At 45.4% G+C, this 13,236-nt stretch carries 15 protein-coding genes; all 15 read right to left on the minus strand.

Annotated features, from left to right (window positions below; translation table 11 throughout):
- The coding region (locus VR7878_RS09130; RefSeq protein WP_205409443.1) for a transposase at nucleotides 1–90 on the minus strand (90 nt) is incomplete at its 3' end.
- Nucleotides 91–305: 215 nt separating this feature from the next.
- Nucleotides 306–1,670 carry a bifunctional UDP-N-acetylglucosamine diphosphorylase/glucosamine-1-phosphate N-acetyltransferase GlmU gene (gene glmU / locus VR7878_RS09135; protein WP_077335470.1) on the minus strand — a complete coding sequence of 455 codons (1,365 nt, stop codon included), beginning with the start codon at nucleotides 1,668–1,670 and terminating at the stop codon, nucleotides 306–308.
- A 139-nt stretch (nucleotides 1,671–1,809) separates the two neighbouring features.
- Nucleotides 1,810–2,232: a F0F1 ATP synthase subunit epsilon gene (locus VR7878_RS09140; RefSeq protein ID WP_077335472.1), complete on the minus strand. Its 423-nt coding sequence runs from the start codon at nucleotides 2,230–2,232 to the stop codon at nucleotides 1,810–1,812.
- Nucleotides 2,233–2,250: 18 nt separating this feature from the next.
- A complete protein-coding gene (gene atpD / locus VR7878_RS09145; protein ID WP_077335474.1) occupies nucleotides 2,251–3,654 on the minus strand; it encodes a F0F1 ATP synthase subunit beta in 1,404 nt (467 codons plus the stop codon).
- 34 nt (nucleotides 3,655–3,688) lie between these two features.
- Nucleotides 3,689–4,555, minus strand: a complete 867-nt coding sequence (gene atpG / locus VR7878_RS09150; protein WP_077335476.1) for a F0F1 ATP synthase subunit gamma — start codon at nucleotides 4,553–4,555, stop codon at nucleotides 3,689–3,691.
- A 44-nt stretch (nucleotides 4,556–4,599) separates the two neighbouring features.
- Nucleotides 4,600–6,141, minus strand: coding sequence for a F0F1 ATP synthase subunit alpha (gene atpA, locus VR7878_RS09155; protein ID WP_077335597.1), 1,542 nt, complete (start codon nucleotides 6,139–6,141; stop codon nucleotides 4,600–4,602).
- A gap of 13 nt (nucleotides 6,142–6,154) precedes the next feature.
- Nucleotides 6,155–6,688: a F0F1 ATP synthase subunit delta gene (gene atpH / locus VR7878_RS09160; protein WP_077335478.1), complete on the minus strand. Its 534-nt coding sequence runs from the start codon at nucleotides 6,686–6,688 to the stop codon at nucleotides 6,155–6,157.
- 14 nt (nucleotides 6,689–6,702) lie between these two features.
- Entirely contained in the window at nucleotides 6,703–7,173 is a 471-nt protein-coding gene (gene atpF / locus VR7878_RS09165; protein WP_077335480.1) for a F0F1 ATP synthase subunit B, read from the minus strand.
- 71 nt (nucleotides 7,174–7,244) lie between these two features.
- Nucleotides 7,245–7,487 carry a F0F1 ATP synthase subunit C gene (gene atpE / locus VR7878_RS09170; RefSeq protein ID WP_021021406.1) on the minus strand — a complete coding sequence of 81 codons (243 nt, stop codon included), beginning with the start codon at nucleotides 7,485–7,487 and terminating at the stop codon, nucleotides 7,245–7,247.
- Between the two features lie 50 nt (nucleotides 7,488–7,537).
- Complete coding sequence (gene atpB / locus VR7878_RS09175) at nucleotides 7,538–8,320, minus strand: F0F1 ATP synthase subunit A (protein ID WP_077335482.1); 783 nt, start codon at nucleotides 8,318–8,320, stop codon at nucleotides 7,538–7,540.
- Between the two features lie 12 nt (nucleotides 8,321–8,332).
- The gene (locus tag VR7878_RS09180) at nucleotides 8,333–8,701 is read right to left on the minus strand and encodes an ATP synthase subunit I (protein WP_077335484.1); all 369 of its coding nucleotides are present in this window, start codon (nucleotides 8,699–8,701) and stop codon (nucleotides 8,333–8,335) included.
- Between the two features lie 147 nt (nucleotides 8,702–8,848).
- The gene (locus VR7878_RS09185; RefSeq protein ID WP_077335486.1) at nucleotides 8,849–9,742 is read right to left on the minus strand and encodes a ParB/RepB/Spo0J family partition protein; all 894 of its coding nucleotides are present in this window, start codon (nucleotides 9,740–9,742) and stop codon (nucleotides 8,849–8,851) included.
- Between the two features lie 21 nt (nucleotides 9,743–9,763).
- Nucleotides 9,764–10,537, minus strand: a complete 774-nt coding sequence (locus tag VR7878_RS09190) for a ParA family protein (protein WP_077335488.1) — start codon at nucleotides 10,535–10,537, stop codon at nucleotides 9,764–9,766.
- A 15-nt stretch (nucleotides 10,538–10,552) separates the two neighbouring features.
- Complete coding sequence (rsmG, locus tag VR7878_RS09195; RefSeq protein ID WP_077335490.1) at nucleotides 10,553–11,185, minus strand: 16S rRNA (guanine(527)-N(7))-methyltransferase RsmG; 633 nt, start codon at nucleotides 11,183–11,185, stop codon at nucleotides 10,553–10,555.
- A gap of 1 nt (nucleotide 11,186) precedes the next feature.
- A complete protein-coding gene (mnmG, locus tag VR7878_RS09200) occupies nucleotides 11,187–13,082 on the minus strand; it encodes a tRNA uridine-5-carboxymethylaminomethyl(34) synthesis enzyme MnmG (protein ID WP_077335492.1) in 1,896 nt (631 codons plus the stop codon).
- Nucleotides 13,083–13,236 lie beyond the last annotated feature (154 nt).

Here is a 13,236-nt window from a genome sequence, read left to right on the forward strand (position 1 = left end):
GTAGAACACTTGTCTTCTATATTTCGGTGCAAACACTATGTGGTATTTACAGTTCCAGCGCGTGTGCGCTAAGCTCTTTTCGTCCCCCATTGGGACCCCCTTTCAATTCTTAATTAACTCTTGTAGTTGCCAGACCACAAGACGTTTTTATCAAATTGAAAGGGGTTATATAACTGACTTATAGCTGTAAGCTTTACGGAACCCCCAGCCTAGCTGGGGGTTTTCTCTATACAACAACAAAGGCTCCTAACAGGAGCCTTTTTCAGTGATGAGCGTTCATTCATGCTGAACCATCGGCCATCCAATCATGGCTTATTCTTCACCGGTCTTTGCCAGCCTTCAACCCGGCGCTCTTTCGCCCGGGTAATCACCAACTCACCCTGAGCAACATTGCGCGTTAATGTCGTCCCCGCACCAATAGTAGCACCATCTTCAATCGTCACCGGTGCCACCAGCTGACTGTCAGATCCGACAAATACATCATCACCAATCACGGTTTTATATTTATTGGCACCATCATAGTTACAGGTAATTACCCCGGCACCAACGTTCACACGATCACCGATTTCAGCATCCCCTAAATAAGTAAGGTGATTGGCTTTCGAACCTTGACCTAAACGTGCATTTTTAACTTCAACAAAATTACCGACGTGCGCGTCATCTTTTAACTCAGCGCCAGGTCTCAAACGAGTAAACGGCCCGACGGTGCACATTTCTCCGACGGTAGCCCCTTCAATCACACTGTACGGACGAATGATAGTGTTGTCATCAATCTCACAATCTTTCAGCACCGAACCGGCACCGATAATCACATTGTTTCCCAGCGAGACGCTGCCTTCAATGACGACATTGACATCAATTTCGACATCATAGCCACACTGCAACTGCCCCCTGAGATCGAACCGAGCCGGATCCCGCAGCATCACGCCTTGCATTAACAACTTATTTGCCAGCGAATGCTGATATGCCCTTTCCAACCGAGACAACTGAACCCGATCATTCACGCCTTCAACTTCCATCGGCTCAAGCGGGTGAACCGCCTGAATGGTTCTTCCTTCTGCATGGGCAGCGGCAATCACATCCGTTAAATAATACTCACCCTGAGCATTATTATTTTCTAATCCGGACAACCAGCGTTTCAGATCTTTGCCGGAAGCCACCAGCACACCGGTATTCACTTCTCGAATCGCCAGTTCTGCTTCTGAAGCGTCTTTTTGCTCCACAATCGCAACGACAGCATCATTGTGACGGATAATCCGCCCATAACCCGTAGGGTTGTCTAATACCACGGTGAGTAGCGCGATTCCGCCTTGTGGCTGTGAAGCGAGTAGATTGTCGATTGTCTCTTCCGAGATCAGTGGCACATCACCATACAATACGATGATCTGCTCATCATCCTGAAAATACGGAGCGGCTTGATCAACCGCATGGCCTGTCCCCAGTTGTTGCGCCTGCAACACCCAGTTGACGGATTCAGCTGAAAGTTGTTGTTGCATCAACTCGCCACCGTGACCATAAACAAGATGAATTTGCTGAACACCACTCCCCTGACATGTATCAATCACATGTTTGACCATCGGTTTGCCAGCCAGCGTATGGAGCACCTTGGGCAATTGAGAATACATTCGGGTCCCTTTGCCCGCAGCTAAAATCACGGCACTGAATTTCATGGATTACCTTTATACTGAATCGGAAAGAGATCTCTGATTTTATATGGGAAAGTCCCAATAGTTAAATCATCAGCAAGAATTTTTGTGGGAAAACGAAAAAAGGCGACCTTAAGTCGCCTTTTTAAACGTCATAAATGGTTTAACGACGTTTTTTAACCAGCTCGATTACTCGTAGCTTAGCAATGGCTTTAGCCAGTTCACTGGCCGCCTGCGCGAAGTCCATCCCGCCCTGATGATTCTGAATTTTCTCTTCAGCACGACGTTTGGCTTCTTCCGCCTTTGCTGCGTCTAGATCTTCACCACGAATGGCTGTATCAGCAAGTACCGTTGAGGTACTTGCCTGAACTTCCACTATACCACCAGAAACATAAATAATTTCTTCGTGGCCGTGCTGCTTCACAATACGCACCATACCAGGCTTTATAGCGGTCAGAAGCGGAGCGTGACCATGGTAAATACCAAGTTCACCTTCGCTACCGGTCACCTGAAACGTTTCAACCATGCCAGAGAAAAGTTTCTTCTCGGCACTCACAACGTCCAGATGAAAGGGTATTGATGCCATATCGCCTCCTAGTCAGCCTTATAGCTTCTTCGCATTCTCAACAGCGTCATCAATTGCACCGCAGTACATAAACGCTTGTTCAGGAACGTCATCATATTCACCGGAAAGGAGACCTTTGAAACCACGCAGGGTTTCTTTCAGAGGGACATAAATCCCCGGGTCACCAGTAAATACTTCAGCAACGTGGTAAGGCTGAGTCAGGAAACGCTCGATCTTACGTGCACGGGCAACCACCAGCTTATCGTCTTCAGAAAGCTCATCCATACCCAGAATCGCAATGATATCTTTCAACTCTTTATAGCGTTGAAGTGTTGACTGAACACCACGAGCGACATCGTAATGTTCTTGACCAACAACGAGTGGATCAAGCTGACGAGACGTTGAATCTAGCGGGTCAATCGCCGGATACAAACCCATTGCCGCGATGTTACGGTTCAATACAACCGTTGCATCCAAGTGGGCAAATGTTGTCGCCGGTGACGGGTCAGTCAAGTCATCCGCTGGGACATATACCGCCTGTACAGACGTGATAGAACCAGTTTTAGTTGACGTGATACGTTCTTGCAGCACACCCATTTCTTCCGCCAGTGTCGGCTGATAACCTACCGCAGAAGGCATACGGCCCAACAATGCTGAAACTTCTGTTCCCGCCAAGGTATAGCGGTAGATGTTATCGATAAACAGAAGTACATCACGACCTTCGTCACGGAACTTCTCAGCCATTGTCAAACCAGTCAGAGCAACACGCAGACGGTTACCCGGTGGTTCGTTCATCTGGCCGTAAACCATCGCTACTTTAGATTCTTCAGGTTTTTCGATGTTAACAACACCCGCTTCCTGCATTTCGTAGTAGAAGTCGTTCCCTTCACGAGTACGCTCACCTACCCCGGCAAATACAGACAAACCAGAGTGTTGCAGTGCGATGTTATTGATCAGCTCCATCATGTTGACGGTCTTACCAACACCAGCACCACCGAACAGACCGATTTTACCCCCTTTCGCAAACGGGCAAATCAAGTCAATAACCTTAACACCTGTTTCTAAAAGCTCAGTCGCACTTGACTGCTCTTCGTAGCTTGGCGCTTCACGGTGAATTGAGTACGTTACTTCTGCACCGATATCACCACGCTCATCAATCGCATCACCTAAAACGTTCATGATACGACCTAACGTTTTAGTACCGACAGGTACTGAGATTGGAGCGCCAGTATTTTCTACTGTCATTCCACGACGTAAACCATCCGAGCTACCCATAACGATGGCGCGAATTACGCCACCGCCTAGTTGTTGCTGAACTTCAAGAACCAGACGTTCTTTCGCATCGACAACATTCAGAGCATCGTAAACACTAGGTACTTCACTCTGTGGGAACTCTACGTCGACTACTGCACCAATGATCTGTACGATCTTACCTGTAGCCATCGTTAATCCTCTAAACTATTTATTTGACCTTCACTTAAACCGCAGCTGCGCCGCCCACGATTTCCGATAATTCTTGTGTAATTGCCGCTTGACGCGCTTTGTTATACACAAGCTCAAGATCTTCAATCAGGTTACCCGCATTATCAGTTGCAGCTTTCATAGCAACCATTCGAGCCGCTTGCTCACAAGCAAGATTCTCAACTACCCCTTGATAAACCTGAGACTCTACATAACGTTGCAACAACATATCGAGTAGAGGTTTTGGTTCAGGTTCATAGAGGTAATCCCATGAATGCTCACGCTTTACTTCTTTGCTGTCTGATTTAGGCAAAGGTAGCAATTGATCGATCGTTGGTTCTTGCACCATGGTGTTCACAAAACGGTTAAACACCACATAGAGGCGATCCAACTCACCTTCATCATATTTTTTCAGCATGACATTAACAGAGCCGATCAAGTCTTCCAGAGACGGAGTATCTCCGAGCCCGGAAGTCTGAGCAGACACTTTGGCACCGCTGTTATTGAAAAACGCTGTCGCTTTTGAACCGATAACGGCTAACTCAACGTCAACATTCTTCTCCGACCAGGATTTCATATCCAGCAGGGCTTTTTTGAACAAATTAATGTTCAGGCCACCACACAATCCACGGTCGGTAGAAATGATGATATAACCAACACGTTTGGCTTCACGCTCTTCCAGATACGGATGACGATATTCCAGATTCGCATTTGCCACATGACCGATCACTTTACGCATTGTTTCCGCGTATGGACGGGAAGACTCCATTGCATCTTGACTACGACGCATTTTAGAAGCCGCTACCATTTCCATCGCTTTCGTAATCTTCTGAGTGCTTTTCACACTCCCGATTTTACTACGTATCTCTTTTGCGCCGGCCATCGTCACTCTCCATTAGTTGGTGGCAATCAAGCCACCGACTTTGATTACCAAGTTTGAGTTGCTTTAAACTCATCGACCAGCTTTTTCAGCTGCGCTTCGATGTCATCGTTATAAGCACCAGTCTTGTTGATCTCAGCTGCTAAATCAGCATATTGATTACGAGCGAACGACAGTAGTGCGGCTTCAAAATCAAGGAGTCGATTTAACTCAATATCTCCAAGATAGCCACGTTCCGCAGCAAAGATAACCAGTGCCTGCTCAAAAACAGACATTGGAGCATATTGCTTTTGCTTCATCAGTTCAGTTACTTTCTGACCATGATCAAGCTGTCTCTTCGTTGCATCATCCAGATCAGAAGAGAACTGAGCAAACGCAGCCAATTCACGATATTGTGCCAACGCTGTACGGATACCGCCTGAGAGTTTCTTGATAATTTTCGTCTGAGCAGCACCACCCACACGAGATACCGAGATACCCGGGTCAACAGCCGGACGAACCCCTGCATTAAACAATTCAGTTTGCAGGAAGATCTGACCATCGGTAATCGAGATTACGTTTGTCGGTACAAATGCAGAAACGTCACCAGCTTGTGTTTCAATGATAGGTAGTGCAGTCAAAGAACCTGTCTTACCTTTCACTTCACCGTTGGTGAATTTTTCTACATACCCTTCACTGACACGTGATGCACGCTCAAGCAAACGAGAGTGTAAGTAGAATACATCCCCAGGGAATGCTTCACGGCCCGGTGGGCGCTTCAATAGTAGAGAAATCTGACGATAAGCAACAGCTTGCTTTGACAGATCATCATAAACAATCAGTGCATCTTCACCGCGATCACGGAAGTATTCACCCATTGCACATCCGGCATAAGGCGCCAGATATTGCAGTGCCGCAGATTCAGAAGCAGAAGCAACAACAACGATTGTGTTCGATAATGCGCCATGCTCTTCAAGCTTACGCACAACGTTGGCAATCGTGGAAGCTTTCTGTCCAATCGCAACATAAATAGAATAAATACCAGAATCTTTCTGGTTGATAATCGAGTCAATCGCCATTGCTGTTTTACCAGTCTGACGGTCACCGATAATCAACTCACGCTGACCACGACCGATAGGAATCATTGAGTCAACAGATTTGTAACCAGTTTGTACAGGTTGATCAACCGACTTACGATCGATAACACCAGGTGCAATCACTTCTACCGGAGAAGTCAATTTAGCATCAATTGGGCCTTTACCATCAATTGGCTCACCCAGTGTGTTTACCACACGACCAAGCATTTCAGGACCAACTGGTACTTCAAGAATCCGACCTGTACCTGTAACTTTAGTGCCTTCCTTAAGGTCAGCATACGGGCCCATTACAACCGCACCAACCGAGTCACGCTCAAGGTTAAGTGCTAAGGCATAACGGCCACCCGGTAATTCGATCATTTCACCTTGCATCACGTCCTTCAGGCCGTGGATGCGGATAATACCATCGCTTACCGAGACGATAGTACCTTCATTGCGAGCTTCACTAACAACATTGAATTGTTCAATACGCTGTTTAATTAGATCGCTAATTTCCGTGGAATTAAGTTGCATGCTCCAATCCCCATCAAGACTGTAATGCATCGCTCAGACGGCTCAAACGGCCATGTACTGAGTTATCGATGATTAAGTCTCCGGCTCGAATAATTACCCCACCGAGTAGGGCCTCATCTATACTGCAATTCAGCTGAACTTTGCGCTCGAGGCGCTGCTCCAGTTTGTTGCTGATCTCTGCTTTCTGTTCTGCGGAGAGCTCCGTTGCCGAAACAACTTCAACTTCCACCTGTTTTTCATGCTCTTTTTTCAACACAAAAAACAGTTCACAAACATCAGGGAGCGCACTTAAGCGCCCATTTTCAGCCATCACCTTAATTAGGTTCTGACCGTATTCATCAAACTGTTCACCACAAACTGCAACAAAAATCTCTGCCAACTTATCGGCAGCCATAGAACTACTCAGTAGTTCATGAATTTGTTCGTTTTTAGTGATTTCAGCAGCAAAAGTAAGCATCTCACCCCATTGGTCGAGTTGCCCTTTTTCTACCGCAAAGTCAAATGCTGCTTTAGCATAGGGGCGTGCTATTGTTGTCAAATCAGACATTTGCGCCCCCCTAATTAAAGTTTCGCAGTAATGCTATCGAGAATATCTTTATGCGCATCTTTATCAATAGAACGCTCAAGAATCTTCTCAGCTCCAGCCACAGCAAGAGCAGCAACCTGTTTACGCAAGTCATCTCTGGCACGAATACGCAAAGACTCAATTTCAGCTTCAGCCTGAGCAATCAAATGATTACGCTCAACAATGGCTTCATCTCTCGCTTCATCAAGAATTTGTGCTTTACGTTTGTTCGCCTGTTCAATAACTTCAGCCGCTGCTTGCTTGGCTTCTTTGATACGTTCAGAAGCATTCGCTTTCGCTAGATCGAGGTCTTTTTCAGCGCGTTCAGCAGCTGATAGACCGTCAGCAATCTTTTTCTGACGTTCTTCAATCGCTGCCATCAATGGTGGCCATACATATTTCATGCAAAACCAAACAAAGATAGCGAACGCAATAGCCTGACCTAGCAGAGTTGCGTTTATATTCACCGCAGACTCCTTCTATGTTTGCAAATAATTAAAAACACCAGCTAATTTCTAGACACAATGAATTGTGTTAATTAGCCAGCAACCGCAAACATGACGTACAAACCTAGACCAACAGAGATCATAGGAATCGCGTCCACAAGACCCATCACGATAAAGAACTGAGTACGGATAAGTGGGATAAGATCTGGCTGGCGAGCAGCACCTTCAAGATACTTACCACCCAACATACCGATGCCAATTGCCGCACCAATCGCTGCCAAGCCCATCATGATTGCCGCTGCAAGATACAGCAGATCCATGTTCAAGTTTTCCATTATTGACTCCAAGTTTTATACTAATTGAGTTTCTGATTGATTAAGTTGAATTAGTGATCTTCAGAAGCTTGAGACAGATAAACTATCGTCAATACCATGAAGATAAATGCTTGTAATGTGATGATCAGTATATGGAAAATAGCCCAAGGCACTGACAACACCCACTGTGACCACCACGGTAACAAACCGGCAATCAATATAAAGATCAATTCACCCGCATACATGTTACCGAACAAACGAAGACCCAGTGATACCGGCTTCGAAATCAAAGTCACCCCTTCCAAAATTAAGTTGATTGGAATGAATGCCCAATGATTGAATGGCTGCAGTGTTAGCTCTTTTGCAAACCCGATTGGCCCTTTAATCTTGAAGCTGTAGTACAAAATCAAAATAAAGACGCCCAACGCCATCGATAGCGTAATGTTGACATCGGCAGAAGGAACGACACGAAGATAGTGAATTCCAACTAAGCTTGCTGCATGAGGAAGAAAATCTACCGGGATCAAGTCCATTAAGTTCATCAGGAACACCCATCCGAAAATGGTTATCGCTAATGGAGCAATTAACGCACTTTTTCCGCTGAATACATCTCTAACAGTCCCGTCTACAAATTCAACGATCATCTCGATGAAACACTGTAGCTTCCCGGGAACCTCACTGGTTGCATTTTTGGCAACTCGAAAAAATAGCCAAAGCATACCAGCCCCTAAAAGCACAGAGATAACCATTGAGTCAATATTCAGACTCCAAAAGCCGTCTCCTGAACTTAAAAAGGTCAGGTGGTGAGAGATATATTCTTGAGAGGTTAGAGTGGTTTCACCTGAACCAGACATTGAATATCCTATCTATTCACGGTTGATTGAAAAAAATGACGTTACGAACTGCACCACACTTGCCAGACAATAAGACACAATAAGAGCCCCGGCATTTATGTCGATTTCCCTAAAAATAAACACTAAAACGCCAGCGGTCATCATTAATTTGTATAGATTGCCCACATATGCACGACCAACATCCAGACCCGCATTATCTTCGCGATCCAGCCTTTTATGCATATACAAATTCGCTAGTAGTGAAGGTACGATGTACGTAAGTCCCCCAAGAAAAGCAGAAAGACCACTTTTCTCATCCAGCACATAGCCGACAATGGTAGCTAATACTATAAAAAAGGCTAACTGCCACGAAAATGACAAGATAAACCATTTATTTAACATAAGTTACCACCCGTTAACTATAGGCCGATTATACATCCGCCTTTACCTTTTACAATAAAGCCGGACCTACAATTACTCTAGATACATCACAAAAACCCATAAAACGTAAATCAATGATTGCAAAAATAAACATATTGGTTCTATGGGTTATGACTCTAGTTTTGCAGTCAATGATTGCAATATATCTTCCAAAGCTTGGCTGTCAGCAACACTGATGGTGATTTTCCCCTGCCCCTTATCAGAAAGGTTCACAGAAACTTTAGCCTGCAGCATTTCACCTAATCTATCCGATAAATTCAATGCATGATTCGTTACAATAGGTTTCTGTGTTTCAGGTTTCGGTGATAGCTGTTTTTTGACGAGCTGTTCAGTCTGACGAACGGTCAGTTGCTTTTTCGCAACCTGGCCGGCAACCTCAACCTGAGCCTCGCCCTCTAACATCAACAGCGCACGCGCATGCCCCATTTCTAATTTTTTCTCAGCAACCAGTGATTTGACAACATCATCAAGCTGATTCAGTCGCAATAAATTCGTCACCGTCGTCCGGGATTTACCGATCGCGTCCGCCACTTGCTGATGAGTCAGTTTAAACTCATCTTGTAATCGCTCCAGCGCCTGAGCTTCTTCAATCGCGTTCAGGTCTTCCCGCTGAATATTCTCAATCAAAGCCATTGCTATCGCAGCACGATCTTCTACATGTTTGACCAAGCAAGGCACTTGTTTGAGACCTGCGTGTCTGGCTGCTCTCCAACGTCGCTCCCCGGCAATAATTTCATAATTTCCGTTATCGATAGGCCGCACAACGATCGGCTGGATGATTCCCTGAGCCTGAATCGAAGCTGACAGCTCTTCCAATGTCTCCGGGGAGACATCTTTTCGAGGCTGGTATATACCGGGTCTCAGGTGGGTAATAGAAATTTCAGCGAGTTCACCATCGGATGACATCGTTTGACTCTGAGTCGCCACTTGTTGCTTTTCTCGTGCCATAGAACTTGTCGAAAGCAACGCATCCAAGCCTTTTCCTAAACCACGTTTAGACATGTAAGCGGATTCCTTTTTTAGTTATGCAATGACTTCATCTCGGCGCAACATCTCTCCGGCTAATGCCAGATAGGCCTTGGCACCAACAGAATATTTATCATAATACATCGCTGGTTTACCATGACTTGGTGCTTCGGCAAGACGAACATTACGCGGAATAACGGTACGGTACACTTTGTCACCAAAGTGTTGTTTTAATTGATCGGATACCTCATTGGAGAGTCGATTACGAGGATCATACATCGTTCTCAGTAACCCTTCGATTTTCAGATTACTATTCACAACAGCTGCCAATTTACTAATGGTATCCATCAGAGCCGTTAATCCCTCAAGCGCAAAATACTCACATTGCATTGGTACTAGAACTGAATCCGCAGCAGCCATCGCATTGATTGTAAGGAGGTTTAAAGAAGGAGGACAATCAATAAAGATGAAATCATAGTTATCGCGAACCGAAGAGAGTACATTTTTCAACCGGACTTCACGGGCAAAAACTTCCATCAGTTTTATTTCCGCAGCCGTCACATCACCATTTGCAGCAATCAGATGATAACGGCCGGTTGTCTTTTCACAGACAACTTCCTGAAACGGGACTTCCTCAACTAATAAATCATAAGCCGTATAATCGATTTGATACTTATCGACACCGCTTGCCATCGTTGCATTGCCTTGCGGGTCAAGATCAATCACTAATACCTTACGTTTCGTTGCCGCCATCGAGGCGGCAAGATTGACACAAGTCGTTGTTTTACCAACACCACCTTTTTGGTTGGCGATTGCTACTATTTTTCCCACGGCATGCCTCGTTGTCTATTCCTTGCGCGATAAAATTACAAGATGACGCTCACCTTCGAGTTCAGGAACGGCTAAAGACTGAATATCCGTCACCAAACACCATTCAGGCAGCATATCTATCTCATCATGCGGTATTTGTCCTTTCAATGCCAAAAAAACTCCACCATCCGCTTTGGGGAGATGATGACACCAATTTACCATATCTACCATGGAAGCAAATGCTCTGCTGAGCACACCATCAAATTTATCTTCAGGCTGGAAATCTTCAACCCGGCTTTGAACCGGTATCACGTTATGAATATTCAATTCATAAGCCACCTGTTTGATGAACCGAATGCGTTTTCCCAGACTATCCAGCAATGTAAAACATTTATCAGGGTTCATAATCGCAAGGGGAATCCCGGGTAAGCCCGGCCCCGTACCGACATCAATAAAGTGCTCACCGGGTAAGTGAGGGCTTACAACGATACTATCCATGATATGTTTCACCAACATGTCTTCCGGATCGCGAACCGATGTCAAGTTATAGGCTTTATTCCATTTATTCAAGCGCTCAACATATCCGAGCAACAGTGTCATCTGATGTTCACTTACCTTGAGATCTGTCTGAGCAATCAACTGTGCCAGACGTGCTGCCAGCGTATCCATGTTATGCAGCTTCTCCCTTTTTGAGCATCCCATTTTTCTTGAGATAGACCAGCAAAATAGAAATAGCCGCAGGTGTCACCCCGGATATACGTGATGCAATACCGACTGTTTCAGGTTTTGCCGTATTCAGTTTGAGCACAACTTCGTTCGATAACCCTTTGACAAGGCTATAATCCAGATCAATCGGCAATTTGGTATTTTCATGACGCAGTGATTTTTCAATTTCGTCTTGCTGGCGTTGAATATACCCCTCATATTTGACCTGAATTTCAACCTGTTCGGCTGCCTGACGATCATCTAACGCAGGTGAATACTGCGGCAAACTCGTCAGTAAATCATAGGTCATTTCCGGGCGACGTAATAAATCTTCACCACTTGCTTCTCTGGAAACCGGTGTTTTTAACATCTCATTCAGTGCTTCAACGCCCGCAGATTCTGGGTTGATCCAGATGTCTTTCAACCGTTGACGTTCACGTGCCATATTTTCAACTTTCTGGTTGAAACGAGCCCAGCGTACATCATCGACCAAACCAAGCTCGCGGCCTTTTTCAGTTAAACGCAGATCAGCATTGTCTTCACGGAGTAACAAACGATATTCCGCGCGAGAAGTAAACATTCGGTAAGGCTCGCTAGTGCCAAGCGTTGACAGATCATCGATCAATACGCCCATGTAGGCTTGATCACGACGCGGACTCCAACCTTCTTTTTCTTGGGCATACAGACTGGCATTCAAACCAGCCATCAATCCTTGTGCTGCTGCTTCTTCATAACCGGTTGTGCCGTTAATCTGACCGGCAAAGAACAACCCGTGAATAAATTTAGTTTCATAGGTCTGTTTTAAATCACGCGGATCAAAGAAATCATACTCAATCGCATAACCCGGACGAACAATATGCGCATTTTCAAAGCCTTGCATCGATTGTACGATTTGTACCTGTACATCAAACGGTAAGCTGGTGGAGATCCCGTTCGGATATAATTCTGTGGTGGTTAATCCTTCCGGTTCAATAAAGATCTGATGGCTGTTCTTGTCAGCAAACCGCATCACTTTATCTTCAATTGACGGACAGTAACGCGGACCAATCCCTTCAATCACACCGGCATACATCGGACTGCGATCCAAATTATTGCGGATCACATCGTGGGTTTTCTCATTGGTATAAGTGATATAGCACGGGATCTGACGCGGATGCTGATCACGATGACCTAAAAATGAAAAGATCGGGGTCGGATCATCACCATGTTGTGCTGCTAATTGAGAAAAATCGACCGAACGGGCATCAATCCGAGGCGGAGTACCTGTTTTCAAACGATCTACCCTGAATGGCAATTCACGTAAGCGTTGCGCTAAAGCGATCGACGGTGGATCACCGGCACGGCCACCTGAGTAGTTTTCCATACCGATATGGATCTTTCCGCCCAGAAATGTACCGACGGTGAGGACAACCGCTTTAGCGTGGAATTTGAGCCCCATTTGAGTTACGACCCCGATCACACGATCTTGTTCGACGATCAGATCATCAGCCGCTTGCTGAAATAGTGTCAAATTCGGAGTATTTTCCAGCGCGTGACGTACATAAGCTTTGTATAAAGCTCGATCCGCCTGAGCTCTGGTTGCTCGTACTGCGGGGCCTTTTGAAGCGTTCAGAGTTCTGAACTGAATACCTGCATGATCGATCGCTTGAGCCATGAGCCCGCCTAAAGCGTCAACCTCTTTGACCAAATGACCTTTTCCGATCCCACCAATGGCAGGATTGCATGACATCTGTCCTAACGTGTCAATGTTATGGGTTAGGAGTAATGTTTTTTGTCCTGTGCGTGCAGAGGAGAGAGCGGCTTCCGTTCCAGCGTGACCGCCACCAACCACAATGACGTCAAAATTTTCGTGATAAAGCATGAACCGACCTCAGATATTCAGATCTGTATAAGAAATAAAAGAGCCGCATTCTACCTTTTTTATCTCCGTTAGAAAATTGATTTTATGTTTTTACACCTGATCCTTGAACCTTATAAATATATAAGATCTTTATATAGATCTTTTATTAGATCTA

This window comes from Vibrio ruber DSM 16370, from assembly GCF_900163965.1.
GTDB classification, from domain to species: Bacteria; Pseudomonadota; Gammaproteobacteria; order Enterobacterales; family Vibrionaceae; genus Vibrio; species Vibrio ruber.